At 45.4% G+C, this 25,507-nt stretch carries 25 protein-coding genes; 17 read left to right on the top strand and 8 right to left on the bottom strand.

Annotated elements, in window-relative coordinates:
• The 4 genes from LEP1GSC052_RS04650 to LEP1GSC052_RS04665 are packed head-to-tail and all read left to right on the top strand — an operon-like array spanning position 1 to position 4,768.
• Positions 1-2,196, top strand: coding sequence for an ATP-dependent helicase (locus tag LEP1GSC052_RS04650; RefSeq protein WP_010574660.1), 2,196 nt, complete (start codon positions 1-3; stop codon positions 2,194-2,196).
• Positions 2,197-2,255: 59 nt separating this feature from the next.
• A complete protein-coding gene (locus tag LEP1GSC052_RS04655; protein WP_010574661.1) occupies positions 2,256-2,693 on the top strand; it encodes an LIC11625 family surface-exposed protein in 438 nt (145 codons plus the stop codon).
• Positions 2,694-2,717: 24 nt separating this feature from the next.
• Positions 2,718-3,563 carry a 3'(2'),5'-bisphosphate nucleotidase CysQ gene (locus tag LEP1GSC052_RS04660; RefSeq protein WP_010574662.1) on the top strand — a complete coding sequence of 282 codons (846 nt, stop codon included), beginning with the start codon at positions 2,718-2,720 and terminating at the stop codon, positions 3,561-3,563.
• A 20-nt stretch (positions 3,564-3,583) separates the two neighbouring features.
• A complete protein-coding gene (locus LEP1GSC052_RS04665) occupies positions 3,584-4,768 on the top strand; it encodes a glycosyltransferase (protein ID WP_020985740.1) in 1,185 nt (394 codons plus the stop codon).
• On the opposite strand, the gene LEP1GSC052_RS04670 is transcribed toward LEP1GSC052_RS04665, so the two are convergent.
• Entirely contained in the window at positions 4,734-5,159 is a 426-nt protein-coding gene (locus LEP1GSC052_RS04670; RefSeq protein WP_010574665.1) for a hypothetical protein, read from the bottom strand. The genes LEP1GSC052_RS04665 and LEP1GSC052_RS04670 overlap by 35 nt on opposite strands.
• An 86-nt stretch (positions 5,160-5,245) precedes the next feature.
• Between LEP1GSC052_RS04670 and LEP1GSC052_RS04675 the strand changes: the two genes are divergently transcribed.
• From LEP1GSC052_RS04675 to LEP1GSC052_RS04685, 3 genes are all read left to right on the top strand, one after another.
• Positions 5,246-5,743, top strand: coding sequence for a TlpA disulfide reductase family protein (locus tag LEP1GSC052_RS04675; RefSeq protein WP_040913292.1), 498 nt, complete (start codon positions 5,246-5,248; stop codon positions 5,741-5,743).
• A gap of 163 nt (positions 5,744-5,906) precedes the next feature.
• Complete coding sequence (locus tag LEP1GSC052_RS04680) at positions 5,907-7,952, top strand: AMP-dependent synthetase/ligase (protein WP_010574667.1); 2,046 nt, start codon at positions 5,907-5,909, stop codon at positions 7,950-7,952.
• A 97-nt stretch (positions 7,953-8,049) separates the two neighbouring features.
• Positions 8,050-8,733 carry an LIC11631 family protein gene (locus LEP1GSC052_RS04685; protein WP_010574668.1) on the top strand — a complete coding sequence of 228 codons (684 nt, stop codon included), beginning with the start codon at positions 8,050-8,052 and terminating at the stop codon, positions 8,731-8,733.
• On the opposite strand, the gene ptsP is transcribed toward LEP1GSC052_RS04685, so the two are convergent.
• The 3 genes from ptsP to LEP1GSC052_RS04700 form a co-directional block, all read right to left on the bottom strand.
• Positions 8,730-10,472, bottom strand: a complete 1,743-nt coding sequence (gene ptsP / locus LEP1GSC052_RS04690; RefSeq protein WP_010574669.1) for a phosphoenolpyruvate--protein phosphotransferase — start codon at positions 10,470-10,472, stop codon at positions 8,730-8,732. The genes LEP1GSC052_RS04685 and ptsP overlap by 4 nt on opposite strands.
• A 164-nt stretch (positions 10,473-10,636) precedes the next feature.
• Entirely contained in the window at positions 10,637-11,542 is a 906-nt protein-coding gene (gene lpxC, locus LEP1GSC052_RS04695; protein ID WP_010574670.1) for a UDP-3-O-acyl-N-acetylglucosamine deacetylase, read from the bottom strand.
• Positions 11,543-11,838: 296 nt separating this feature from the next.
• Positions 11,839-12,507 carry an SDR family oxidoreductase gene (locus tag LEP1GSC052_RS04700; protein ID WP_010574671.1) on the bottom strand — a complete coding sequence of 223 codons (669 nt, stop codon included), beginning with the start codon at positions 12,505-12,507 and terminating at the stop codon, positions 11,839-11,841.
• An 87-nt stretch (positions 12,508-12,594) separates the two neighbouring features.
• On the opposite strand from LEP1GSC052_RS04700, the gene LEP1GSC052_RS04705 reads away from it, so the two are divergent.
• The 4 genes from LEP1GSC052_RS04705 to LEP1GSC052_RS04720 all read left to right on the top strand — a co-directional run bounded on the left by LEP1GSC052_RS04705 (position 12,595) and on the right by LEP1GSC052_RS04720 (position 15,223).
• Positions 12,595-13,260, top strand: coding sequence for a TIGR00266 family protein (locus tag LEP1GSC052_RS04705; RefSeq protein ID WP_010574672.1), 666 nt, complete (start codon positions 12,595-12,597; stop codon positions 13,258-13,260).
• A 22-nt stretch (positions 13,261-13,282) separates the two neighbouring features.
• Entirely contained in the window at positions 13,283-13,957 is a 675-nt protein-coding gene (locus LEP1GSC052_RS04710) for a TIGR00266 family protein (protein ID WP_010574673.1), read from the top strand.
• 13 nt (positions 13,958-13,970) lie between these two features.
• Complete coding sequence (locus LEP1GSC052_RS04715) at positions 13,971-14,654, top strand: TIGR00266 family protein (protein ID WP_010574674.1); 684 nt, start codon at positions 13,971-13,973, stop codon at positions 14,652-14,654.
• A gap of 260 nt (positions 14,655-14,914) precedes the next feature.
• Positions 14,915-15,223, top strand: a complete 309-nt coding sequence (locus LEP1GSC052_RS04720; protein ID WP_020986026.1) for an LIC_10421 family protein — start codon at positions 14,915-14,917, stop codon at positions 15,221-15,223.
• Positions 15,224-15,281: 58 nt separating this feature from the next.
• On the opposite strand, the gene LEP1GSC052_RS04725 is transcribed toward LEP1GSC052_RS04720, so the two are convergent.
• On the bottom strand, positions 15,282-15,905 hold the full coding sequence (locus tag LEP1GSC052_RS04725; RefSeq protein WP_010574676.1) for a TetR/AcrR family transcriptional regulator: 624 nt from the start codon (positions 15,903-15,905) through the stop codon (positions 15,282-15,284).
• Positions 15,906-16,132: 227 nt separating this feature from the next.
• Here LEP1GSC052_RS04725 and LEP1GSC052_RS04730 point away from each other — a divergent pair, with 227 nt between their 5' ends.
• Complete coding sequence (locus LEP1GSC052_RS04730; protein WP_010574677.1) at positions 16,133-17,401, top strand: alpha/beta hydrolase family protein; 1,269 nt, start codon at positions 16,133-16,135, stop codon at positions 17,399-17,401.
• A gap of 153 nt (positions 17,402-17,554) precedes the next feature.
• On the top strand, positions 17,555-17,875 hold the full coding sequence (locus LEP1GSC052_RS04735; protein ID WP_010574678.1) for a hypothetical protein: 321 nt from the start codon (positions 17,555-17,557) through the stop codon (positions 17,873-17,875).
• A gap of 48 nt (positions 17,876-17,923) precedes the next feature.
• Here the strand turns inward: LEP1GSC052_RS04735 and LEP1GSC052_RS04740 are convergent, their stop codons facing one another.
• On the bottom strand, positions 17,924-19,243 hold the full coding sequence (locus LEP1GSC052_RS04740) for a radical SAM protein (RefSeq protein WP_040912832.1): 1,320 nt from the start codon (positions 19,241-19,243) through the stop codon (positions 17,924-17,926).
• Between the two features lie 96 nt (positions 19,244-19,339).
• Between LEP1GSC052_RS04740 and LEP1GSC052_RS04745 the strand changes: the two genes are divergently transcribed.
• Both LEP1GSC052_RS04745 and LEP1GSC052_RS04750 read left to right on the top strand, forming a co-directional pair.
• Complete coding sequence (locus tag LEP1GSC052_RS04745; RefSeq protein WP_020985966.1) at positions 19,340-20,539, top strand: PQQ-dependent sugar dehydrogenase; 1,200 nt, start codon at positions 19,340-19,342, stop codon at positions 20,537-20,539.
• Between the two features lie 100 nt (positions 20,540-20,639).
• The gene (locus tag LEP1GSC052_RS04750; protein ID WP_010574680.1) at positions 20,640-21,809 is read left to right on the top strand and encodes a lipoprotein LipL45; all 1,170 of its coding nucleotides are present in this window, start codon (positions 20,640-20,642) and stop codon (positions 21,807-21,809) included.
• 218 nt (positions 21,810-22,027) lie between these two features.
• On the opposite strand, the gene LEP1GSC052_RS04760 is transcribed toward LEP1GSC052_RS04750, so the two are convergent.
• Positions 22,028-22,327: a hypothetical protein gene (locus LEP1GSC052_RS04760; RefSeq protein WP_010574682.1), complete on the bottom strand. Its 300-nt coding sequence runs from the start codon at positions 22,325-22,327 to the stop codon at positions 22,028-22,030.
• Positions 22,315-23,220: a lipoyl synthase gene (gene lipA / locus LEP1GSC052_RS04765; RefSeq protein ID WP_020985939.1), complete on the bottom strand. Its 906-nt coding sequence runs from the start codon at positions 23,218-23,220 to the stop codon at positions 22,315-22,317. The genes LEP1GSC052_RS04760 and lipA overlap by 13 nt, the downstream gene beginning before the upstream one ends.
• Positions 23,221-23,320: 100 nt before the next feature.
• Here lipA and LEP1GSC052_RS04770 point away from each other — a divergent pair, with 100 nt between their 5' ends.
• On the top strand, positions 23,321-24,082 hold the full coding sequence (locus LEP1GSC052_RS04770) for a pseudouridine synthase (protein ID WP_010574683.1): 762 nt from the start codon (positions 23,321-23,323) through the stop codon (positions 24,080-24,082).
• Entirely contained in the window at positions 24,079-25,497 is a 1,419-nt protein-coding gene (locus tag LEP1GSC052_RS04775; protein WP_010574684.1) for an MBOAT family O-acyltransferase, read from the top strand. The genes LEP1GSC052_RS04770 and LEP1GSC052_RS04775 overlap by 4 nt, the downstream gene beginning before the upstream one ends.
• Positions 25,498-25,507: the final 10 nt, after the last annotated feature.

The following is a 25,507-nucleotide window of genomic DNA, read 5'->3' on the forward strand; positions in this document are numbered from 1 at the left end:
GTGGATCCTCTCCTTGTCGGTCTGAACGAAGAACAAAAAAAAGCGGTTCTCCAGGTTTCCGGTCCCGTTTTGATCTTAGCCGGAGCGGGCTCGGGTAAAACGAGAGTTATCACGCATAGAATCGCGAACCTTCTCGTCAATCACGGGATCGATCGTATCTGCGCGGTGACCTTTACGAACAAGGCCGCGGCAGAAATGTTGGAACGCGTAAAAGGTCTGGTTCCGTTTATACCGGCCAATCTTCAGATCAAAACCTTTCACTCTCTTTGTCTTTATATCCTTCGAAGAGAAGCGTCTTTTTTCGGATTCGAAAGCGGCTTTACCGTATACGATACGACCTTGCAGGAATCGCTTCTCAAACAAGTCGTAAAGGATCTTTCCCTCGATCCGAAATTTTACAAACCGTCGATGCTCGGAAATTATATCAGCGGACTCAAGGACAAGATGTTGTCCCCCGAAGCGTATTTGGAAAAGGAAGGACGCACCGATTTTTCCAAAACGGTTTCCGCGATTTACAAAGAATACGAAAAAAGAAAGGACGCGAGCCGCGCTTTCGACTTCGGAGATCTCATTTGGAAAACGGTGCAACTCTTTCAAAAATCCCCCGATGCGATCGCGAAGTATCGTCATAAATGGGAATACGTGATGGTGGACGAGTATCAGGATACGAACAAGGTCCAATACGAACTCGTACTTCTTCTCGCCGGAGAAAAAAAGAATCTCTGCGTGGTGGGCGACGACGATCAGTCCATTTATTCTTGGAGAGGGGCGGACATCGGAAACATTCTCAACTTTGAAAAGGATTTTCCGAATTCTACCGTAATCAAACTCGAGGAGAATTATCGTTCCTCGTCGAATATCATTCTCGCGGCGTCCAAGGTCATCTCGAACAACACACAACGAAAACAAAAAGAAATTTTTACGAACAACCCTTCGGGTTCTCCCGTCGTGTTGAACGAATTCGAAAACGAATCGGAAGAGGCGCACGGAACGATCACGAGAATCCGCTCCGCGTATTCTTCGGGAACCGAATATAAGAATATTGCAATATTCTACAGAACGAATTCTCAATCGAGATACTTCGAAGAGGCTCTTCGCAACGTAGGAATTCCGTATAAGATTTTCGGAGGTTTTCGATTTTTCGACCGCGCCGAGATCAAGGACTTTATCGCGTATTTAAACGTGGTTTCCAATCCACTCGACAGTGTTTCTCTTCTTCGAATCGTAAATTATCCGCCGAGAGGAATCGGAGATTCCGGGATCGAAAAGATCCGAGAATTCTCCCTCGAGAAGGGAATTTCTCTTTTGGAAACCCTCGGACAAGAGGACATTCCCCTAAAAAAAGCCGCGAAGTCCAAGGGAAAGGAACTCTATAATCTATTCAGCGATCTGATCGAAAAATCCGAAAAGGATTCTTCTCCTTCCGAAATCGCATTGGAACTTTTGAATCGGTCCGGGCTCATGTCCTATCTCAAGGAAGAAGGCACGGAAGAATCCGTCGCACGTTTGGAAAACTTACAGGAACTCATCAACTCCATCGAAGAATACGAAAAGAATTCGGATTCTCCCTCTTTGGAAGAATATCTAAATCAGATCAGTCTTTTAACGAGCGAAGAGGATACGAAGGAACTCACCGATTACGTAAACCTGATGACGGTGCATAACGCGAAAGGACTCGAATTCAAAATGGTTTTTCTTTCCGGACTCGAAGAGGGGACCTTTCCGCACAGCATGAGCTTGGAAGATTCTCACCTCGGAGACGAGGAAGAAAGAAGACTTTTTTACGTAGCTCTCACCCGCGCTCGGGAAGAATTGTTTATGAGTTATTGTAGAACCTCGAGAAAGTTCGGTAAGGTGGAGGATCGAATTCCTTCCCGATTTTTATCCGAGGTTCCGAAAGAATGTTTCGGAGATCGGGGTTACGGAGCGCGCGAACGAACCGCAAGAAGACCGCAGGGCCCGCCCTTGGCCTCGAAGGTTCGCGAAACCGAGGAAGAATTCGATACCGGATTCTCGCCCGCTCCTTCTCCGGACAACGCGTTTCTCAAACCGGGGGACCGCGTAAAACACAAACAATTCGGAATCGGGACCATTCTAACCGTTTCGGGAAAGGACAAAAATACGAAGGTCGCGATCCGTTTCGGAAACGTTGAGAAGAACTTTTTTGTTGCCTATACCCCGCTTGAGAAATTATAAGGAAGGGGTAAGTTTGGCTCTCGATAATCCGATACTAATAGCAGAAACAGGAAACCTAGATGAAGAAATTACTCGCAATCTCTCTCTTACTTCTCATTGCCTTTGCCGGTCTTCAGGCAGGAAAATCCCAAGGTGTCGTGGAAGAATTCAACAAGGTGGAAGAATTCAACAAGAACGTTAAACTTTCGGACTCGGTTAAAAAAGCGACTCTCGAAAAGAACCTTCTTTCCGCGGTTAAATATACGCTTCACCATAGATATCTGGAATATAAGGAAATCACCAAGGACTTGAACGCGGAAACCATGCTCTACGAACCTCAAAAAGGAACGTATACGGTTTACGTAAAGTTTAAGAAATATCTTTTCTTCTACAGCTTTAAAATGGATCCCGAAATCTATCTGCAAACTCCGGAAAACGAGGTTTTTTATCTTCGTCCCGAGAATTTGGACGATCCGCACAAAGAAAACACTCCCGCACCGGACAAAACCGGAAAGTAAGTTTCGTTCCGAGCATTTTCTTTTTTGGATTCGATTCAATATCTTCAGCCCGCCGTGAATTCCGTTCTCGAGGCGGGCAAAATCGTATTAGAAATCTATAATTCGGATTTCAAGGTTACCGATAAGGGAAAAAACGATCCCGTAACCGAGGCCGACGTGAAAGCCGGTCTTCACATCTCCGATCGTTTACGTTTTTCGAATATTCCGGTTCTTTCCGAAGAGGATTCGGAAAGAAAGGATATTTCTAAACTGCCTGCGGCTTGGATTCTCGATCCGATCGACGGAACCCGGGAATTCGTCCATAAAAATCCCGAGTTTGCGATCAGCCTCGGTTTGTCCGTCGCGGGGAAGGCCACGTTAGGCGTCATTCTAAACCCCGTTACGGGCGAACTCATCTACGGGGTCGAAAACGTAGGAGTCGTTTATCAAAAATTCGATCGGGTTCCCGATTCTTTTTCCGTTTCGACGGAGAATTTAACGAGATTTTTGGATTCTTCCGAACCGGTCAAAAAGGCTTTGATTTCAAGAACCGAAGAAAGAGAAGGACTGTTTCGTTCTTCCATGTTACCGCCCGCTTGGGAATTGAAGGCCGTCGGTTCGATCGCGTATAAGCTCGGTTTGGTGGCGGCGGGAAAGGCCGCGTTGTCGATTTCCTTAAAACCCAAAAACGAATGGGATATCTGTGCGGGAATCGCGCTTGTAAAGGCGTCGGGCGGTTCCGATTTGGAGATTCGATCCGGAAAACAGTACGAGTTTCAAACGGTAAGCGGAAGAGGAGAGGGGTTGATCGCGGGTCATACTTCTTCCTTGATCGGAGTTTGGGAAAATTCGAAATCCTATTTTCAAACCGGTCTCAGAGACTGGGACTGATCCTTTTTACGGATAACTCCATGAAGAAAAAAAAATATTCAAAAAATAACATACAAAAAATCAAAATCGGAATGGACGCTAGGCCGTTTTCGACTCCGGTTTCCGGCGTGGGAAAAATGATCCACAGCGCCCTTCTCGATCTGGGAAAGGATCCCAGTTTCGAATTTTATCTTTTTTCACACAAGGATCTTCATCCGAGTTATTCCGATCTTTTAAAACTTCCCGGAATCCGTTTTATCAAGGGAGAGGGAATTCTTTCCAAGAAGGGCGGTCTTTACTTTGCGATCGCGCTTCCTATGCAGTTGAAAAAATTGGATCTGGATCTTTTTTGGGGAACCCAACAGGTTTTTCCTCCTTTTCTTTCCCAAAAGACCGCGACTGTGCTGACCTACAACGATCTGGTAGCGTATCGTTTTCCCGATACGATGCGAACTCTCGCAAGACTTCAGCAGAAATTTTATCTTTCGAGATCGATACGACGCGCGGATAAACTGCTTCCGATCTCACAATCGACCGCCGACGAAGTTTCGTCTTTTTTCGGAATTTCTCCGGAAAAGATGCAGGTCGTTTATCCGGGAATCGAACTTTCCGAATTTAAGGGCCTCCTTAAACAAAAACCGGGAAAGCGCGTAGATTCTCTCCCGAAGAAATATTTTCTTTCTGTGTCCACGGTGGAACCCAGAAAGAACTATCAATTTTTGTATAGGGCTTATTTGGAATATTCAAAATCCGTAAAGTCGAATCAAAGATACTCCTGGGTGATCGGAGGAAAGGCGGGTTGGGAAGATCCGGCCTTTATCGAAACTCTGAGAAGCGAAGAAAGCAAAGCCGCGGGAATCGTTTGGATCGAAAGCCCGAGCGACGTCGAACTCGCGCACATGTATCAAAAATGTTCCCTGTTTTTGTTCGCGTCCTTGTATGAAGGATTCGGAATTCCTCTTTTGGAAGCGTTGAGTCTGCAAAAACCCGCGATCGTTACGGATCTTTCCGTTTTTAGAGAGATCGGGGCGGATAAGATTCAATATCTGAAGTTGGAGGAAAGTCTTTGGACGAACGCTCTTTTGCAATTCTCCAAAAAACCGTATCCCGGAAAAAAAGCGGACCTACGAAAATTCTACCGAAGCGTCGCCGCAAAGACGATCGCGGATCAGATCCGAGAAGTGTTAAAGTTTAAAACCACTTCTTCCAACCGCTCTGGCGCGTAAGAGTTCCCGAAAATTCCAAACCGATTTTGGAATCGATCTGAAGATGAATTCTTTCGCGATCGAGAGGTTGAAGACGAACCGAAAAACCTTCGGAACCTTCTTGAAATCCTAAGTAATCGGGTAGAAATTCGAGTTTGGTTTTGTTCTTCGATTTGGAATTCGCGACCGCGTTCAACGGAATCGAAAAGGATTTTGAATCTTCCTTTCCTTTGAGAAGAATCAGAATCTGATCTTCCTTGGATTCCAACTTCGCCTTGCGAATCGTTTCGGAAAAATAAGGTTCTTTTTGCGCCGGAGTGGAAATCATACCCGAACCCGAAAAACGATCGTTCCCAAGATACGTTAAGAATTCTTCACGACCCGAAAAATAATTGTAAAAGACCGGATTCACTGGAGTGATCCCAATTTGAACGAAGCCTTTCTACTGAAAAGATTTTTTCCTTTTACAAACCCGCGCTTTCTTTTAACATGAAATCGATGTTCCGCTTTTACTCGATTTTACCGTTCTTTTTATTCTCGTTATTCGCCTGTAATTTTTCCAAGGAAGAATCCGTTCTCTATAAACTTTCTCTCTACGATTTGGAGGGGCGCGCGGTTTCTCTCAAAGAGTATCGGGGAAAGGTTTTGCTTTTGGATGTTTGGGCTTCTTGGTGCGAACCTTGTAAGGACGCGGTTCCGGTTCTTGAAAAACTTTCCAAGGATCTCGAAGGGAAGAATGGAATTCTTCTCGGGATCAATACCGAGCCGGAACTCACCAAGGAAGAGCATCTCAAAGCGGCTCGGGAATTCGGGATGACGTATCCTTCCTTTGTGGATAAGGATTTTTCATTCGTCAATCAGTACAAGGTGGAAGGGCAACCTGCATTGATCGTGTTCAGTCCTTCGGGAACTCTTCTTAAAATTCAATACGGAATCCGAGAAAGAGATTATCCGAAACTCAGGGCGAGTTTTTCGAATTGGTTCACTGCACCATAGTATTGCATAACAAAGGAAATAAATAGGAGCTTCTTCAACCTGTCGGGAAAAAAAGGGTTTATTTCTCAGGTTCCCTATTTACCTTTGAATCCTTGCCGACAAGCATCTTTGTCGGAATTCCTAAGTTGTTATAACAAAAGATATCAGGAGTTAAATGAGTTTCATGGCGGAGAATTTAGCGCAGCTATTTCGCGAATCTGCGGAAAAATTTCGGGACCTTCCGGCTTTCTTTTCAAAGGATTCTAAAAAGGATTATTACCCGACCACTTACGGTCAATTGTATGAGCAAGGAATTCAACTTGCGGAAGCGTTGATCGAGTTAGGCGTTCAGCAAAGACAAAGAGTCGGTTTACTGGCTGACAACAGAATCGAATGGATCGTTGCGGATTACGGCGTGATTCTTACGGGAGCGGCCGACGTTCCTCGCGGAACCGATATTACGGATTCTGAAATCGTTTATATTCTCAATCACTCGGAAGTCGAAGTCGTTTTTATCGAAAACGATAAGATGCTCGAAAAGTTTAACAGAAACAAGTCCCAGTTAAACAACGTTAAAACCCTGATCATGATGGATCCGGCAAGTTCCGCGCCCGGCGTGTTGAAGATGCAAGACCTGATCGAAAAAGGAAAAAGTCTTCGTGCCGGCGGATCTAAAAAAGCGGAAGAAAGAATCGCCGCAATCCAACCGGAAGACCTTTTCACGTTGATCTACACTTCCGGAACCACGGGACTTCCGAAAGGCGTTATGTTGAAACATTCCAACATGATGCATCAGGTGAACAACGTAAGTCCTATGCTTAAGATCAAAGCGGACGCTCGTCTTCTTTCCATTCTCCCGATTTGGCACGTATTCGAACGAGTTGTTGAATACGTTTGTATCGGACTCGGCGCGGCTACGTATTATACGAACGTTCGCGATCTTCGTCAGGATTTAGCGACCGTAAAGCCTACGTTTATGGGTTCCGCTCCTAGACTTTGGGAAAACATCTACAACGGGATTTACACGAGAATCAACGATCCGGCTCAAACTCCGGCTCTTCGTAGAGGTCTTTTCAAGCTCGCGTATTTCTTTTCCAGCAAAAAGAACCAAGCGGTTCGTTTTTTGAAAGGAATCGAAGTGGACTATATCGGAAGAAATCCGATCGGGTCCTTATTTTACGGAATTCTAATGTTCGTTCAACTTCTGTTGACTGGTCCGTTTACGTTAACCGTTCTTGCGGGTGCGTTAGGCGCTTATTTCGCCGGAACGGAACTGCATTTCCTGACTTCTCCGCTTTATACGATCTCCGGTCTTGCGGTTCTTTTGAACAGCTTCACTTTGGATAGAATCGTTCTCGCGAAGATCAGAGCGGCTACGGGCGGTCAATTGAAGGCTTCCATCTCCGGCGGTGGCGCTCTTCCGAGACACGTGGACGAATTTTTCGGCAATATCGGAATCAACGTTCTTGAAGGTTACGGTATGACCGAAACTTCCCCCGTGATCTCCGTAAGAACTTTTGAAAAACTCATCATCGGTTCCGTGGGTGTGATCGTTCCGAAGACCAGACTTCAGATCCGTAACGATAATAACGGCGTGTTGACCGAGATCGACGAAACCGGAAATATCACTCAAGGTAAACTCGGATTGAAGGGTGTGGTTTTTATCAAAGGACCACAGGTCATGAAGGGTTATTTCAAAAACGAAGAAGCGACTTCCAAAGCGATCAGCGACGGTTGGATGAACACCGGCGACATGGGAATGATCAACTTCAAAAAGACCCTGACTTTGACCGGTCGTGCAAAGGACACCGTAGTTCTTCTCGGCGGGGAAAACGTGGAGCCGGTCCCGATCGAAAACAAACTGCAAGAATCCGCTTACATCAGCCAGTGTATGGTGATCGGACAGGATCAGAAGAACCTAGGCGCGATCGTGGTTCCCGATTTCGAAAAACTCCAGGAATGGGCGAAAGAAAACGGGGTCAACGAAACGAGCAATGAAAAGCTGATCGAAAATCCGAAGGTCTACGATCTTTACAGAAAAGAGATCAAGGCTTTGAACAATACGAAAAACGGGTTCAAATCCTTCGAGCAGGTTACGCCTTTCATTCTCATCGCGAAGCCGTTCGAAGTGGGCGACGAGCTCAACAACATGATGAAGATGAAACGTCACGTGATCACCGAAAAATACATCGACAAGATCAAGAAAATCTACGCTACAAACCAAGACTAAGATTTTCGAACACTTTCATCGAATTGAAAAAGCCGGCCTTTCAGGTCGGCTTTTTTTATTTCTTCGGAGAATCGGAGCTCGTACCGATAGGATTGATATGGCCGGTACTCAGAAACAGATCCAAAAATCCTCCGTATTTTCCCCATCGGGACACGGAGATTTATACGCTCTCGACAATCTTTATCTTTCGCCGCTCCGAGAAAACGAGATCTGGGACTTTTCCAATGTAAGTCAGTTTTCCCCTTTGAACCTGGGATTTCTTTGTATGCGATCCGTTCTCGCGGATCAAAACGAAAGTAAAATCACCGTCCAAGGTTTTGGACACGGGTTTGTACGAGGACTTTCCAAAATTGAAGGTTTCGAAGAATGGGATCTTTTCCACACCAAGGGATTTATTCCGAAAGTGATCGGGAAAGAATCTCCCATGAAACTCAGTTCTTCCATCCACGAAATTTTAAATCCTGCGCTCGCCAGTTACGAAAAGGAACTCTTTGAAGAATGGAATCCGAAAGGAATTTCCATCGAGGGTCATTCTGAAAACAAACAAATTCTGATTGCGGGAGCGGCCCTTCCCGAAGACGAAAAAAATCTTCCGAAACTTCTGAAAGAGCTGATCCAAATTCTTTCGGGAACGTCCGGGAAATTCTATCTGAGAACGGACAAACATTCGTATCTTTGTCTGAAAAAGGAAAAGGAAAGTTTAGGTCCGGTTTTCTTTCAGGAAAAAGAGAAGGTCTGGAATTCTTTCGTGTTTCTGATTTTGGAACTCGAAAATTCTTAACTTAAGTGTTTGCTGAATAAGAACGCTTCGATGTTTTCGTAACTTTCCTCTTCGGAAAGTTCGAGAATCTTTTTGACCAAGGTTCCCGCCTGATGTAAGGAAATCGAACGGATGATCTTTCGAATCGGATTCAAAAAAGGAATTGAAACCGAAAGTTCCCGAATGCCGATTCCGATTAAGAAAATTGTAAAATTCGTATCCGAAGCGAGTTCTCCGCAGATGCTCAGAGGTTTATCGTAATCCCTGGAAACTTCCACGATTCGTATGAGCGCTCGTAAGAACGCGATATGATACGGATTGTAAAGCGAAGAAACGTGGATATTGTTTCGGTCCACGGCCATGATGTATTGTAAAAGGTCGTTGGTTCCCACGGAAAAAAAGTCGGCTTCTCTTGCGATCAGATCCAGGGAGGAAACCGCGGCCGGAGTTTCGATCATCACGCCGATCTTGATCTTTTTGTTGTATTTTTCCTTATTGGCGCTCAGTTTGCGTTTGCATTCTTCCAAAAGCGCGCGCGTCCTTACGATTTCCGCGGGGCCGGTGATCATCGGTAAAAGAATACTCACGTTTCCGTACGCGGAGGCTCGCAAAATCGCCGTTAGCTGCTCTGAAAACCATTCCGGGTTGGAAAGGGAATAACGGATTCCTCGGTTTCCCAAAAACGGATTTTCTTCCGGTTCTCCGGTGGAGAATTTATCCGCGCCGATATCGAAGGTTCGGATCGTTACGGGTTTATCCTCCATTCCTTCGGCGATCGCTTTGTAGGCTCTGAATTGTTCTTCTCCGGAAACGTTGCTATCTTGATATTTTAAGAATAAGGATTCGCTTCTAAAAAGTCCGACTCCTTCCGCTCCGAACTTAATCGCTTGTTCGCAGTCGAGTTCGGTTTCCAAGTTGCACTTGATTCTTACCCGAATCCCGTCCTTGCTCACGGCCCTTGTTTTTTTCGTTTCCCCTTCTTCCACGGGATACGAAGAGGAGAAGCCGTAGTATTTCACTTCTTCGAGCGTTGGAAAACGAACCGCGCTTCCGGACTCCGCGTCCAAAAAGATAAACTCGTTGTCTCGGACATAGGAGGAAAAATCCTTCAAGCCGACGATCGTAGGAATCCCGTAGTTTCTCGCAAGAATCGCCATGTGACCGGTTTTTCCGCCGAGATCGGTTGCAATTCCTCGGATTCTCGTTTTATCCATAAGAATCATCTGGGAAGGAGTGAGTTCCCTTGCCACGAGGATCAGATCCTCTTTCAGACCGGAAAGAAAAGAATCCTCTTCCTTTTTACCGGCGATAAACTCGATCAATCGGTTGGAAACGTCTTGGAAATGATCCACTCTTTCACGGAAGAATTCATTCTCGAGCGCTCTGAACTTTTCCGAAATTTCGTGGGTTACGTTTTGAACAGCGAGAATCGCGTTTTCCCCAAATTCGGTGATTCGTTTTCGAACCGAGGATGCGAGGCTAGGATCGGAACAGATCATGGCCTGGGTTTCTAAAATTTCTTGGACTTCTTTTTGATCGGGGCCCGAGGCTTCCACGGACGTGATCAAAATTCTCAAACTATGAAGACTTTCCTCAAGGGCGATGTGGAACTTTTCGAGTTCCCGTTCCTTTTCGGTTTCGTGTACGTAGGTTCCGGTGAGGATCGTGTTCCTCTTTTTTCCGGTTTTTAGGACTTTACCGTATAGTTTTCCCGGATAGGCCGTGATTCCTGGAAAAACTGTACGTTTGGAGGGGATCATTCTTGAAGTGATTCCGAGTTCAAACTCGACTACAGGATTCTCGAAAAGAAGAATCTGACAATTCTTTTCTGATTTAGGAGAGGGATGTGGAGAAACGCGGAAATCCCGAATCCGAAAGCGCTAATGCTTCCGGTCGGGATTTGAACATCCTAAAAGGGGGAATTTTAGACGACGGCCGCTTTTCTTTTGAAAAGTGGAATTCTCCGGCTTTTGTATTTGCTGATCTCGTCTCCGGTCACGCTACTCATTACGAGTTTGGCCATGGAAATATCCAGAGCGTGTCCCGCCTTAGAAGCGAGATAATGACCGATGATCGGACGACCGGCTATGGATATATCACCAAATAAGTCCAAAATCTTGTGGCGAACGCATTCGTTCTCAAAACGAAGCTGTTGATTCAAATATCCGTCCTGGGTCAATACGATCGCATTGTCCAAAGAACCGCCCATCGCGAGTCCTCTCGCTTGCAGGGCTTCCACGTCCTTTAGAAAACCGAAGGTTCTCGCGGGGAGAATCTCCTGTTTGATCTTTTCCCGATCGAGGGAAATCGTGATGTTTTGTCCTTTGAGAAGCGGGTGGTTGAAGTCGATTGTGTAGGTAACTTTGAGTTCGTCGCTGGGAAGTAGAACCAGATATTTGTCTCCGTCCACGACCCAAAGCGGGTTTTGAACGTAAATCGGTTCCACGATTTCAGGGAATTCCACGATTCCGGCTGATTCCAAGGCTTGTAGAAAGGGAAGGGAGGAACCGTCCATAATCGGAACTTCCACCGCGTCGATTTCCAAAATGAGATCCGTCAAACCGAGTGCGTAAACTGCCGCCAAAAGGTGTTCTACGGTTTGGATTCTATGTAGACCGTCTCCCAAAGTAGTCGCGTTGCTTGTATCGACTACGTTGCTGAGTTCGGCCGAGATGGAGGCTTTTTCTAAACCCTTTCGGTATTCAAAGACGATTCCCGTTCCGGAAGGGGCCGGATGAGCGATCAGATTCACTTCCTTACCGGAATGAAGTCCTATGCCCTTGATTCTAATTGTATCCTGTATGGATCTTCTATATATCGTTTCTTTCATAGTTTTGAATTTTCGATTTTCCAATGGCCCATATTCAAAAGACGGCCTGTACGGATTCGAAGTTCGCTTTGGTATTTGCCAAGGGACAAAATCCGATTTCCTTTCGGTTTCCGGTCTTTGTCGCACTGCACCTAATAAGCAAACTCTATGCCAAAAGAGTTAGGAAAATCGGTTTTTTCCAGCTCCGAAATCGGGGTTTGCGGTCCAATCCGACATAATTTGAAATAAATTTCTGAATCACTGTCTCCTTTTTGCAACTGTGTATCCATGCGGACACAGGTTATGGTCCCATTGAGTTACCAGGGCAGTTCTTCCCCGTTTTGATGAAAGAATTTGCCGGAGTTGTTTAGATTCAAGGATTCGATTCTTTCGATCAGACCTTGAACGCTTTCGGTCGTAGGAATTCCTTGGCGTCCCGTCATCTCCGTCGCGACCATTCCCGGATGAAAGATCCCAACCGAGATTCCTTTGGGACTCAGATCACGGGCCAAGCTGACCGCGATCGCGTTTAGGGCCGCCTTGGACGCTCTATATCCGTAATAAGAACCGGAAGAATTGTCTGCGATCGAACCCATTCTACTCGTCAAGAAGATCAGCTTCGCATTCGCTCCCAAAGAAGGCAACAAGGCCTTTACGATTTTCAGGGGACCGAGAGCGTTCACTAAAAACTGAGTGAATACGTTTTCTTCGTCCAAACTTTGGAGATTGTCCGGAATCAAAATTCCAGCGTTGTTGATGAGAATGTCGATCTTCGTATCCAAAAGTTTTGCGGATAAGTCCCGGATCGAGTTGGAATTCAAAACGTCGACTTCCTCGAAAATTTGAGTCGGTTTCAATTTCACCAAATCGTTTGAAGCCTTTCTACACAAAGCGAAAACACGATCGCCTTTGGCGATGAATTGTTTGGTGAATTCCAAACCGATTCCCCGATTGGAGCCCGTAATAAAAACGTTTCTTGGAGTCATATTCGTCTTCCAAACTAACAATACCGATCGGATCTGGAAACACTTTTCGATTGACGTTCCGGTCAATTTATTTACATTGCTGGTTCTATGAATTACGAGATCATTCACAAACCTTCGTATTCTTTTCTAAAAGTAAAACTATCACCGGGACAAACGATCAAGGCCGAAGCGGGCGCGATGGTTTATATGACTCCGGGAGTGGACGTTGAAACCAAAATGGGAAGCGGATTTCTTTCCGCAATCTCCAGAAGATTTTTCGGAGGAGAATCCTTCTTCTTTAACATCTTCAAAGCGCCTTCCGCAGGCGCGGAGATCGGACTTGCACCGGAACTTCCGGGAGACGTAGTCGGCGTCGATCTAACCGATACGGGACTCATCGTGGAAGCCGGAGCGTATCTCGCATCCGACGAGACGATCACCATGAAACCGAAGTTTGGCGGAATCCGTTCCTTCTTCGGCGGAGAAGGAGTTTTCCTTTTGGAGATTCTCGGGAAAGGAAAACTTTTCCTAAACGCGTACGGTGGAATTCTTCCCATAGACGTACAAGGATCGTATACGATCGATACGGGACACGTGGTCGCGTTCGACAAAACCCTTCAATACAGAATCGCAAAGGCGGGAGGAAGTTGGAAGTCCACTCTGTTCGGCGGAGAAGGACTTGTGATGGAATTTACGGGTCACGGAAAGGTATTGATACAAACGAGAGTCCCATCCGGATTTTTATCCTGGTTGACCGGACTTCTTCCTCAATAAGTAAAAAGGAATATTAAATATTATGAATATTGAAATTCTTAGCAAACCATCCTACAGTTTTGCGAAGGTTCTTCTAAACGGAGGAGAATCGATCAAAGCCGAATCCGGTTCCATGATGTCCATGAGTTCCGGGATCACGATTCAAACTCACAAGGCGCAACAGGGCGGATTTTTAAAAAGTTTAAAGGCCGCGTTTCTCGGAGGAGAATCCTTTTGGATGAACACGTTCACAGCGTCCTCGGGAAACGGAGAGGTTTTACTCGCTCCTACCTTACCGGGCGACGTGGATCGGATCGATTTGTCGGGAACGGTTTACGTTCAATCCAGTTCCTTTTTGGCTTCGTCGCCTAACATCGAAATGGATACGAAGTTCCAAGGACTCAAAGGATTTATCAGCGGAGAATCGCTGTTCTTTTTAAAACTTTCCGGCAACGGTCCCCTTTTGATTTCGAGTTACGGTGGGATCGACGTCCTGAACGTAGACGGAGAAATGATCGTGGACACGGGTCATATCGTGGCTTTCGACGAGGGTTTGAATTACGAGATGACCAAGTTCGGAGGTTGGAAGTCTTTCTTTCTCGGCGGAGAAGGATTCGTCGCGCGGTTTAAAGGAAGAGGAAGGGTTTGGATTCAATCCAGAAACGTTCCTTCTTTGGGGAGTTGGTTCCGCGATCAGCTTCCTCCGATCAAAAGATAAGGGAGAATGAATCGTGAAACATGAAATATTATTAAAACCTGATTTTCCTATCGTTCAAGTTCAATTGGAAAACGGAGAATCGATCCGGGCCGAATCCGGCGCGATGGTCGCGATGAGTCCAACCGTGAAGATGGCTACAAAGGCCGAAGGAGGAATCTGGGCTTCCGCCAAACGCGCGTTACTCAGCGGAGAATCCTTTTTTCAAAACACGTTCAAAGCGGAAGGCGGAACGGGAACTTTATTTCTGACGAGCGCGACCCAAGGCGATATTGAATATCGTAAGATGAACGGAGAAGAATTGATCCTAAGCCGAGGCGCTTACGTAGCCGGTTCGGAATCCCTCGTCATCGACAGCAAGTGGGGAGGATTCAAAGGATTCTTTTCCGGAGAAGGGTTGTTCTTTTTGAAGGTAAGCGGAAGCGGAGATCTTTTCTTTTCGAGCTTCGGTGCGATTCACACGATCGACGTCAACGGTCAATACGTAGTCGACACGGGTCATATCGTCGGTTTCGAAGGAACGTTGAATTATACGATCCAAAAAGTGGGCGGTCTAAAATCTCTCTTTTTAAGCGGGGAAGGTTTGGTCGCTGTTTTTTCGGGCAGCGGCAAGTTGTATATTCAATCCAGAAACCAAAACGCATTTGCGGGTTGGGCCAATCAATGGAGAAGGGTGGAGCGTTCCTCTTCTTCGAGTTGATCGTATCAAAAATGCGGGAGATCGGCGATTCGCCGACTCCTGCCTCGCTTAATTTTTAAGCGTTTATTATATTCTAAAAAAAGAATATTCCGAATACCCGCCCTTTGCGAAATCTTAGTCCTGCCTAATTTTTAGACAATATCTCTTCTTAGATTTCGATCTCTTAAGTATCGTAAGGAAAAATTGATCCGATTCGAATCTTGGTTGGAAAAAGAAGGATCGGTTCTGAAATGAATCCAAATTCGATAGGAGTTGAATCGATGAAAAAGTTTTTAGGTTTTATTTTGGCCTTGTTCGTTTCCGTTCAAGGAATTTCCGCACTTTCCGATATCGAGAAGATCTTGATCAAAGAAGCCACCAATCCGGAGTTAAAAAAGATCGCCAAAGATTATCTCATTAAAAAGGCAAAGGATCATAGAAGTTTATCCGAAAAATACAAAAGCCTTGCGGCTCGAAGCCAGGGAGGCAAAGCCAACGCTTCCAACGAGGAACACGCAAAGTATAAGAAGTTGGCGGATCATTGCGACGCGGAAGCAAAGGAATACGAAGAGGAAGCTAGTAAACTATAAGTTCCGATTCTGATTTAAGTTTTTATCGGATCGATCTTTTTGGAAAGGTCGATCCGTTTTAGTTTTCACTCAAATAAGAAGCGATCATCTTTGCCGTTTCCCGAAGAACGATTTCGTTTTTGAGATCGAAACCCTGTAAGACCATATAACTGATGATATCGTCCATCGCTCTTTGTGCGATCGTCAACGCGATCGGTTCCGATCGAAATTTTATTTTTCCCGCGAAGTGATTGAAAATGCCGGCCGCCTCCGTTTGAATTCTTTCCCGTTCGATCGTTTTTACTGCCTTCGCGATTTTATCGTCGGTAAGAGAAAGAACGATCCATTCCCGATGTAAATTAGGATTCTTTTGCGCGGCTACGAGCATTCGATTCAAAATTTGATAAACGACTTCGGCTAAACCGACGTTCTTTCCGATTGCGGCGACGGTTTCCAAAGCGAGATTGCCGTAAAATTCTTCGCTGTATTTTCTCAGAATTTCCAGAGCGATATCGTTCTTATCTCGGAAGTAAGAATAAAACGTTCCGATCGAAACCTCCGCCGTTTCCACAATGTCTCTGATTCCCGTTTCGGAATACCCGTTTCGTTTTACGAGTTTATAGGCGCTTTGAACGATCTTTTCCTTGGTTTCAATCGATCGGTCTTGGATCGGTTTTCGTGTTTTCGATTTTACGGGTTTCATTCGCCCTTATCATCGGCCGATTTCTCGTTTTTCGATATAAAAATATGAACAAAGTTCATATTTTTTGGTTTGATTTTGAATTCGGGAATTATGAATATGAACAATGTTCATATTTTGATGCGCTCGAAACGATACTACCGAAAGCAAAGTTTCAGGTTTTTGGAGAAAGGGCCTTTAAAAGAAACGGAGTTCGGAGTTTGTATCCATCGGCCGCAAGGGAGAATCGAATGAAAACAAATCAAAAGATCAAAACGTTACTCGTCTTTTTAGGAGTCGTCATTTTGTCAACGGACTGCGGTTCGAAAGGAAATACGCGATTTTTTAAGGATCAGGCGTATCACTTTCAAACCTTACGCGCGCTCAACGACGTAAAATCCGACGGAGCGGAAGTCGGCGAGGTGATGGAAGCGATTCGAACGATTCGCGAAGGGGACGCTCAGAGTTGGTTCGAGGGTTGGGAAAATGCGGCCGAACGAGCGTTGGTCCGGGCCGAAAAATATTCGGATCGAAAAAGCAAGGCACGAGCGTATCTTCGCGCCCACAACTACGTTCGAACCGCCGAATTCTTTCTTCCACCCGACGACTCAAAAAGAATTCCTTCCTTTCAAAAGGGAGTTCAACTTTTTTATGCGGGATTGGATCTATTAGAAATTCCTTATGAAAAAATTTCAATTCCGTACGGACAAGGGGCGTATCTAAACGCGATTTATTATCCGGGACCAGCGGGAGCCGATCGAAAACCGCTTTTGATTTTGGTGGGAGGTTTCGATTCCACCTTGGAAGAATTGTATTTTACTTTAGGTCGAGAAGGATTTGAAAGAGGATATAACGTTCTCACATACGAAGGCCCCGGACAAGGTTCCGTGATCCGAAACCAAAACTTGGGATTCACACACGAATGGGAGAAGCCGACAAAGGCGGTCCTCGATACCTTTCTTTCCAAACGCAAACGTCCATCTAAAATGATTTTGGTGGGAATGAGCTTAGGGGGTTACTTTGCACCGAGAACGGCGGCCTTCGAAGAAAGAATCGACGGAGTGGTTGCGTATGACGTGTTTTTTGACGGAGGAGAAATTTCCCGTAGAACGGTTCCCGGTTTTGTGGATTGGCTTCGTGAAAAGAAACTCGACGGCTGGATCGACGCGCTCGTTTTTCTAAAGTCTAAATTTTCCGCTTCGTTTTCCTGGGCGGTTTCCAACGCAAAGTGGACGATGAAGACTAAAAATCCCAGAGAATCAATGGACGCGTTTCGTTTGTTTTCATTGCACGATGTAGCTTCCCGGATTCGACAAGACGTGCTTATTTTGGCGGGAGAAGAGGATCATTTTATTCCCTTGAACCAGGCGGAAGAATTTCATTCTTCCTTAACGAACGCAAAGAGCGTTACCACGATTCGATACGATCGGGCTTCCGGCGGAGCGGAACACTGTCAAATGGGTGCGCAAGCGCTCTGGCACGCGGATTTTTTCGAGTGGATCGCCGCGCGCTTTCCCTAGATATTTTTAAACGGACGAGGATTCTACAAAAGATTGCCGATCTCTGAAAGTGTTAGGGGTTTTCCGCATTAGGGAGAATCCCTATAGACAAGCGTCCAAAAACGGTTAGAATGCGAGTATAGACTTCGGGTCTAATCGTTAAGGAGGCGTTCCATGAAAGTGAACGCAAAAAGATTCTTCTTTTTAGGATCGGTAGGACTTTTCCTTCTTTTATCAACGGGCTGTTATACCGGACCGTATCGATACTACGATGATTGTCAGTCTATGGGTTCTTCGTATTCCAGAGACTGCGGAAGATATTCAAACTATGGATACGGAGGTTACGGATATCGCAACCAAGGGTATTATCCTTATTATCGAAACAATCCTTACTACTATGGAAACGGGGGCGGAGGCGGTTCGAGACACAACCCTTTGCATATCCCTTCCGGAAGATTTCACAACGCGGGTCATCCCGGTAAGTGGAAGCTCTGAGAAAGGACCGATTCAACTTTAGAAATTTTGAATGCAGTCCTTGTCGGATTAATTTCTTCCCTGATAACCGATCACATCCATAAAAGCGGAAACGGAAAATACCGCCTTGCCCGGACCGGGTTCGCCGTAACCCGGAGGAACCGGTAAATTATACTTTTCGAATGTAGCCTTCCACACGGTCAAAAGTTCGCAGAAATATTCCAAAGGAGGACCGGCCTGAGTTCCGAGAGTCGTATACGGTTCCGGGCACCAAGCGGTAAACCTCGGCATGATTCCCTTCGACATAAAGAAATCCAAACCTTCTCCCGTGGAAGCGATCGCTTCCGCGACGGTTGCAAATCCGTACGGTTTGGAAAGTTCCACGCCGCCGACGAAGTTCGGAATCACGTAAGAAGGTCCGAACACTTCCGCGGAGTCGACGACTCTTCGAATCCAATTGTCTCTTCCGATATACGCTTCTTTACCGGGGCAGATCTTTTGAAATAAATTCTTATCCCAGACCTCGTAGTTCGGATGATAGACTTGGATTCCCGCGTCTTTGAATTTTTGACAATCTTCGATCTCCCAGGCTTGAGAAACGATCTTGCCCATCCATCTTCCGGGGAATTTGGATTCGATCGCTTGCGCGTAATCCAGATAAAAATCGATTTCGTTTTTTTTCTTTAAGGAAGTGATAACGCTTCCGCCGGTGATCGTATAAACCTTTGCGGTTTTGTCTTCTTCATCGATCCAGGAAAGAACTTCCAAAATATCTTCGATGTCTTTTACGCCCGTGTAAGGACGACCCGCGTTCTTTTGTTGACGATAGTTATGATTGATATCGCAGTACGCGCATTCTTCTTCTTTACCGAAATACTGACAGTTTCTAAAAACAGTAAGATAGATGAGATAACCCCATTCGATAACCGGTGCGATTTCTCCGGGAATCTTTCCGTTCTTCGTTTTATGACGATACCAAGCGGGAAGAGGAGGAAACTCCACGTTTCCCAAAAAAGTTTCTCCGAGATAGAGCGAAGGTTTTCCATCGGGAGATTTTTTCACCTTATACGGAGAATTCGGATTGTTGCGCGTCGAGATCACGGTCGGAAGCAAACCGAAATGACCTCCGGAAACCTTGATCTCTTCGGGAGCTTTTACGTCCGCGCCTTCTCCCAACTCGGAAAGAGGAATATGATCAAAGGAGAATATAAAGTAATCCTTGGTTTTGTATTCTCCGGAAACCTCGAAGGCTTCCTTGAGAAAATGAATTCCCTGTCTGAGAATGTCCTGTTTAACGATGGCTTCCATCGGAATGGATTTGTATTTCCTCTCCATTTCTTCCAGGAGGGGAATGGTAGAACTTTGGCGGATTGAATCGGTAGCTTCCATCTTGATTAGACAATATCCCGAATCGAACTGAAATGACACGCAGTTTTTTCGAGGAAACTCGGTTGATTTTTTTCCAAAACCCCGTACGAAGGACGCATGATTTTTCCTTCTGTACGCTCGGTTTTTATCCAAGGGTTCTTGCTTGTTTTTTTACTCCATTCTCCCTTGTTTGCTAAACCGAAAAAACCTTCCCCACAAAAGAATCCGGTTCGAAAAGGAGCGGAAGCGGTTCCCGCTTATGCGCCGGTCGCGGAAGGATTTCGCGAACCCACGGACATTCAATTCTTTCCCGGAAACGATCAACGAATGATCGTCTTGGAAAAACGGGGGAAACTTTTCGAAGTCGATTTAACGACCAAGATCAAAACGTTGCGCGCCGATTTTACCGGACAAGTGGAAACAAGATCGGAGGAAGGTCTTTTGGGTCTTGCGTTTTCACCGGACTTTTTGTCGGATTCCAAATTTTTCGTAAACGTGATCGTAAAGGAAGGTGGAAAGGATCATTCGAAGATTCTCGAATTCGAATGGAAGAACGACACGGTTCAAAAAATCGAACACGCAAAAAGAACTCTTCTCAAACAGGAACAACCGTATTCCAATCACAACGGCGGTCAGCTCGCGTTCGGTCCCGATAAAAAACTCTATATCGGTTTGGGAGACGGGGGCGGGGCCAATGATCCTTATAAAAACGGACAAAACCCCACAACGTATCTCGGTAAGCTCCTTCGAATTCTTCCCAACCCACAATCCTTCGGAGCTCCTTATAAGATTCCCGAAGACAATCCTTTCGTGGGTCGTCCCGGTTTTTTACCCGAGATCTGGGCGTATGGTCTGAGAAACCCTTGGAGATTCTCCTTTGATAAACTTACCGGCGAACTCTACTTAGCCGATGTCGGTCAAAACGAGTTCGAAGAAATCGACCTGATTCGAAAGGGGGGAAATTACGGCTGGAACATCAAGGAAGGATTTCACTGTTTTAAAAACAATCCTTCCTGCGAAGAGACGACTTGGATCGATCCGATTCACGAATATCCCCGAAACGAGGGACAATCGATTACGGGCGGTTACGTCTATCGGGGAAAGGATCTGCCCAAACTGGTAGGTTCTTATATCTACGGGGATTTTGTGCTCGGTAAAATCTGGATCTTAAAACAAAAGAACGGTAAAAAAATCTCCAACGAGCTTCTGTTTCAAATACCGTATCAAATCAGCACTTTTGGCCAGGATAGCGCCGGAGAGGTCTATTTTGCCGATTTTGGATCAGGAAATATCTTTCGTATTATAAAAAAAAATTGAAAGATTTGGAAAAAGCGATTCTATTGTCTGTTGAGAAACAATAGATAGAGGCTGCTACCACCGCAGTCCTGTTATCAATCCAATCTTAAGGAAAATGGGTATGAAGAAGCTCTTAATCGTTTCCTCAATCGTCATGACCGCCGGAATTCTGGTGTTCAGCGCTTGTAAGAAACCTACGGAAAATTCCCAGGCAGCCGCTACCGGTAAAGAAAACAGTCCTTCGGCTGTTGTTGTGTTCAGCGTTGGAGAAGCTAAGATTCTTCACGCAGATTTAACCGAAGAAAAAGCGACTTTAGGCGCCAGCTTAAAAACCGGCGACAAAGTCAGCACAAAAGACAAATCCAAAGTTGACATTCAGTTTGCTGACGGATCCGCGATTCGTATCTCCGAAAATTCGGTGATCGACTTCGACGGACTTTCCATCAACTCCAAAGGAAACTCAGATACAAGACTGGCTCTTGTTTCCGGAAAAGTTTTCGCGAAGGTCAACAAGGCTTCCAAAGAAGACCAGTTCTCCGTGGTTACTCCGACCGCGATCGCTGGTGTGCGTGGAACGTCCTTCATCGTAGACAGATCTAAATCCGACAAAGCTGTCGTAAAAGTTTTGGACGGCGCGGTTGCGGTTGCTCCTCGCGTTGCGGCTTTGGAAGGCTTGAGCGACGAAGAAATCGCTAAAAGCGAAGATCTGAGAAAGATTCAACAATCCGTTGCATCTTCCGAGATCGTTCTTGAAAAGAACCAAGCTTCCGTGTTGAAAGCGGACGAAAAATCTTTGGACGGAAAAGACGCTTCTAAAATCAGCGAAAAGAACATCGCCGGTGTAGTGAAGAAGTTGGACAATTCCGGAATTTCCAAGAAAGAAGAAGAAGAGATCAGAACGATCGTAACCGTGGACAAAGAAACTACGGATAAGATGGTTCGTATCAACGAAGAATCTTCCGGCAAAGTTGACGAACAAAAAGCCGCTTCTCTCGAAGCTGAGAGAAAAAAACTTGAGGGCGAAGTAGCCGCTCGTCAAGAAGAAGAAGCTAAGAAATTCAAACAAATCCTGATCTCCGCTCCGAAAGAGCTGAAATCCAGCAAGGATATCGTAAACTACTACGAAAGAATCGAAAAGATCATCATGACTGACGGATCTTCTTTGATCGGTGCGATCGTGGATCAACAAGGATCTACGATGATCGTTCATACAGAACAAGGTATCAAGAAGATCAATCAAGCGGATGTTCAAGAAGTGATTTACGACTTCCAAACGAAAGCTAAATTCTGATAACAGTGACTGAACCTGAAATCAGGTGGAAAAAACCCGGGCGTAAAACCTCGGGTTTTTCTTTGTACTCAGGATTTCGGGGAACGGATGAGAATCGTTTATAAAAAGCGGATCGAATGAAATTTCTGCAAGCGCCGGATCGGACCGGATTCGGAACCAAGGAGCATCCAAAGATTCTTTCGTTTGAAAAAAAGTTCTAAGAAAAAATACGTTCTTGTTTAAGAATCGAACTTCTGATTCCAAAGCAAGTGAATCGAATCCAAAATCTCTTCCATATCGATGAGCATAACGCGCTCTTTCCAATGAAGAATCATCTTATTTTTGCCGAATCCGTTGATCGGAGCCCAGTTCGCTTTTAAATCCGGAATCAGATTGATCGTTTTTTCAAGAAGGTCTTTGACTTCGGATCGACTGACCGGACCTTCCTTGCTGGAAAGAAATTGGATGATGGAGTGATAGAGAAGTTTTTTAATCTCTTCGGGAGGAGGACCGGCGGATGAATCTTCTATCCGTTCCATGAGATTTGTTCGTCCGCGTGATAGGAACTTCTTACCAAGGGCCCGGAAAAAACTCCCTTGAATCCAATCGATTTTCCGAATATTCTCAATTCCTTAAATACTTCTGGATGAACGTATTCCTTAACCGGAAGATGAGTCGGAGTCGGTTGCAGATATTGTCCGAGGGTCAAAAGTCCAACGCCTACGTTTGCAAGATCCTGCATACATTCCTTTACCTCGTCCACGGTTTCGCCCATTCCCAAAATCAAACCGCTCTTGGTCAAAAATCCCCGCTCGGAAGCGATTCTCAAAACGTCCAAAGAACGTTCGTATTTTTTTTGAGGAGCGACTTCGGGGAAAAGTCTTTTTACGGTTTCCAGGTTATGATTGAAAATATCCGGTTTACAATCGAAAACGATTTCCAACGATTCCCGTTTTACTTTCAGATCGGGAATCAAAAGTTCGATCTTACAATCGGGAAGTCCTTTGCGGATTTCAAAAACGGTTTCCGCAAAGTGGGAAGCGCCTCCGTCTTCGAGATCGTCCCGGTTTACCGCCGTGATCACGACGTGTTTGAGTCCGAGTGAAATCGCGGATTCCGCGATTCGTTTCGGTTCTTCCCGATCCAATGGAAACGGTTTTCCCGAAGCCACGTCGCAATACGAACAACGTCTCGTACAAATATCTCCTCCCAACATATACGTCGCCGTTTTTCTGGACCAACAGTGGTTTAGGTTCGGACAAGACGCGCTTTCACAAACCGTGTTGAGTTTTTTTTCCTGTAAAGAATCCCGAACCAACGCGACCGTATCGTTTTGTCGATCGGGGAAGGTCAGTTTTACTTTGAGCCAATCCGGTTTTTCGGGAGCTTCTCTAAGAGAATGAGTTCGAGGCTTTTTTTTAAGAGGATTCATACGATCGAAGATTGTCGAAGCGGGTTCAAGACCCGACTTTCTACTTCAATCCTCGGGACTTCGAGAACCCGGTCAACGAAAGTTTTAGGTAGAAGATTTTTTGAATCTTTTCGGAATGGAAGAATCCATGCAGTCCAAGGATGATTTGAACTCTCGGGACGGAATTCGACTGAACCGGTTTCTCGCAGATTGTGGTCTGGGTTCCAGAAGAAAAGCCGAGGAATTGATTCTCGGCGGTCAAATCGTAATCAACGGGAAAAAGGTCACGGATCTCGGAACTCGGGTGAACCCGGAAACAGACGTCGTTTCTTACCGAGGTGATATTCTTCGTCCGACCGACGCGCCCAAAAGAATTCTTCTTTTAAACAAACCGGTCGGTTATCTCTGTTCCCACGGAGATCGTTTTCACGAAAAAACCGTATTCTCCCTTCTTCCTTCGGAATACAAAAACTACAAAATCGCGGGCCGACTCGATCTCAATTCGAGAGGACTTTTGATTTTGACGAACGACGGAGAATTGGCTCAGAGAATTTCTCACCCCTCCAACGGTTCCGAAAAAGAATATCTTGTGACCTTAAAATACGATCCGGGCGAAAAGGGAATTCAAGCGGCGTTTCAAAAAGGGATTGTGGATGCAGGAGAAATTCTGCGTGCAAAGATGGTTAAACTCGTTCCCGGAAAAAACTGCGTCTATCGGGTGATTCTCGGGGAAGGAAAAAAAAGACAAATCAGAAGGATGTTTCACGCATCCGGAGCCAGCGTGGTCGATCTGCAAAGAATCCGCGTCGGTTCGATACAACTAGAAAAACTGAATTTGGAAGAAGGTAAGTTTCTTCTAAAGGATGTCGGGGTTTGGGAATGAACTTTATCAGCATTGAGTTTTTATTATTCTTTTTGACGTTTTATCTGATCTACTGGAACGTTCCGGATAAAAGCAGAAAGTATCTTTTGATCGCGGGTTCGGCGATCTTCTATTCGGTATTCAGTTTTAATTTTCTGTTTCATCTGATTCTTGTCGTATTAGCAAACTGGTTTTTGTTCCGCTTTTTTTACGATAAATCCTGGTATGTGAAGTCCGCGGTGATCTTGAATCTTCTCAACTTGGGTTTATTCAAATATTTTTATTTACTCATGGAGTTTATCGGGTTCGTTTTTTCCGTTCCTCTTCTTCAGGAGAAAGTAACGCTCGACGCAAAGGTTTCTTCGCTTTTCGGTTTAACGGGATTCGAGGTGGTTCTTCCCGCGACGATCAGTTATTATACGTTCCAGTTGATTTCCTTCGCCGTGGATTCCAAAAAGGAAGGCTTTGATAAGAATGTCGGTTTAACGGGATTTTTCTCCTTTATCTTCTTTTTTCCCGTGATGATCGCGGGACCGATTCTCCGTTTCGATCAAGTCAGAAATCAATTCGAAAATCCCACGATGGATCCTTCCAAATTGATCGACGGTCTTTGGCTTTTTCTACGAGGACTTGTCAAGAAGGGATTGTTATCCGCGGCCATTCTTCCCTTGATCGCGCCCGCGTTTTTATCTCCGAAGGATTATTCGGGAATCGCGTTGCTCTTAACCTGTTTCTTTTTCGCTGCCAATCTTTACTTCGACTTTTCGGGTCTTACCGACATGGCGAGAGGAATCGGAAAACTGATGGGATTCGATTTACCCGAAAACTTCAAGGCTCCTTTTTTCTTTCAGAGTTTCGGAGATTTGTGGAGAAGGTGGCACTTAACGTTCTCGTATTGGATCCGCGACTACATCTACATTCCGTTGGGCGGTTCGAGAAAGGGAGAATTCAGAACCTCGATCAACTTCATCGTTACGTTTATGTTAGGCGGTCTTTGGCACGGAGCCAATTTGAACTTTCTGATCTGGGGACTTCTCACCGGGATTTATCTTTCCTTGGAAAGAATTTTCGAGGTTCAGAATTGGAAAATTCTTCCCGAGATTCCGTATGTGAAGGCGACTCTGCGTTATTTGTTCGTTCTTCTCGTATATTCGATCTCGTGGACTTTCTTTTTTACTCCCGATTTTAATTCCGCGATTTCTTCCATCGGAAGAATTCTGACGTTCCAAAACGGACAATCCTTGAGCGGACTCGAAACCGGATTTTATATGTTGGTCTTTGTGTTTCTGTTTCACGTCGGTGAAGAATGGCCCGAAAAATACGGCGTTCCCCAGGTTTGGAGGGCGAGACTATTACCGATCTTGGGACTTCTGATTCTTTTTATCATGGTAGGAATGAACGCGGGCAACGCGGACTTTTTCTATTCAAGGTTTTAACGGTTATCCT

The organism is Leptospira kmetyi serovar Malaysia str. Bejo-Iso9, assembly GCF_000243735.2.
Lineage (GTDB): Bacteria > Spirochaetota > Leptospiria > Leptospirales > Leptospiraceae > Leptospira > Leptospira kmetyi.

Excerpts from the sequence above, each read along its gene's own strand:
- lpxC (WP_010574670.1), bottom strand. The coding sequence starts at position 11,542 with ATGAAAGAAACGATATATAGAAGATCCATACAGGATACAATTAGAATC.
- LEP1GSC052_RS04760 (WP_010574682.1), bottom strand. The coding sequence starts at position 22,327 with ATGGAACGGATAGAAGATTCATCCGCCGGTCCTCCTCCCGAAGAGATT.
- LEP1GSC052_RS04705 (WP_010574672.1), top strand. The coding sequence starts at position 12,595 with ATGAATTACGAGATCATTCACAAACCTTCGTATTCTTTTCTAAAAGTA.
- LEP1GSC052_RS04675 (WP_040913292.1), top strand. The coding sequence starts at position 5,246 with ATGTTCCGCTTTTACTCGATTTTACCGTTCTTTTTATTCTCGTTATTC.
- LEP1GSC052_RS04745 (WP_020985966.1), top strand. The coding sequence starts at position 19,340 with ATGATTTTTCCTTCTGTACGCTCGGTTTTTATCCAAGGGTTCTTGCTT.
- LEP1GSC052_RS04655 (WP_010574661.1), top strand. The coding sequence starts at position 2,256 with ATGAAGAAATTACTCGCAATCTCTCTCTTACTTCTCATTGCCTTTGCC.
- LEP1GSC052_RS04735 (WP_010574678.1), top strand. The coding sequence starts at position 17,555 with ATGAAAGTGAACGCAAAAAGATTCTTCTTTTTAGGATCGGTAGGACTT.
- LEP1GSC052_RS04750 (WP_010574680.1), top strand. The coding sequence starts at position 20,640 with ATGAAGAAGCTCTTAATCGTTTCCTCAATCGTCATGACCGCCGGAATT.
- lipA (WP_020985939.1), bottom strand. The coding sequence starts at position 23,220 with ATGAATCCTCTTAAAAAAAAGCCTCGAACTCATTCTCTTAGAGAAGCT.
- LEP1GSC052_RS04665 (WP_020985740.1), top strand. The coding sequence starts at position 3,584 with ATGAAGAAAAAAAAATATTCAAAAAATAACATACAAAAAATCAAAATC.
- LEP1GSC052_RS04685 (WP_010574668.1), top strand. The coding sequence starts at position 8,050 with ATGGCCGGTACTCAGAAACAGATCCAAAAATCCTCCGTATTTTCCCCA.
- LEP1GSC052_RS04710 (WP_010574673.1), top strand. The coding sequence starts at position 13,283 with ATGAATATTGAAATTCTTAGCAAACCATCCTACAGTTTTGCGAAGGTT.
- LEP1GSC052_RS04680 (WP_010574667.1), top strand. The coding sequence starts at position 5,907 with ATGGCGGAGAATTTAGCGCAGCTATTTCGCGAATCTGCGGAAAAATTT.
- LEP1GSC052_RS04700 (WP_010574671.1), bottom strand. The coding sequence starts at position 12,507 with ATGACTCCAAGAAACGTTTTTATTACGGGCTCCAATCGGGGAATCGGT.
- LEP1GSC052_RS04725 (WP_010574676.1), bottom strand. The coding sequence starts at position 15,905 with ATGAAACCCGTAAAATCGAAAACACGAAAACCGATCCAAGACCGATCG.
- LEP1GSC052_RS04730 (WP_010574677.1), top strand. The coding sequence starts at position 16,133 with ATGAAAACAAATCAAAAGATCAAAACGTTACTCGTCTTTTTAGGAGTC.
- LEP1GSC052_RS04720 (WP_020986026.1), top strand. The coding sequence starts at position 14,915 with ATGAAAAAGTTTTTAGGTTTTATTTTGGCCTTGTTCGTTTCCGTTCAA.
- ptsP (WP_010574669.1), bottom strand. The coding sequence starts at position 10,472 with ATGATCCCCTCCAAACGTACAGTTTTTCCAGGAATCACGGCCTATCCG.
- LEP1GSC052_RS04775 (WP_010574684.1), top strand. The coding sequence starts at position 24,079 with ATGAACTTTATCAGCATTGAGTTTTTATTATTCTTTTTGACGTTTTAT.
- LEP1GSC052_RS04740 (WP_040912832.1), bottom strand. The coding sequence starts at position 19,243 with ATGGAAGCTACCGATTCAATCCGCCAAAGTTCTACCATTCCCCTCCTG.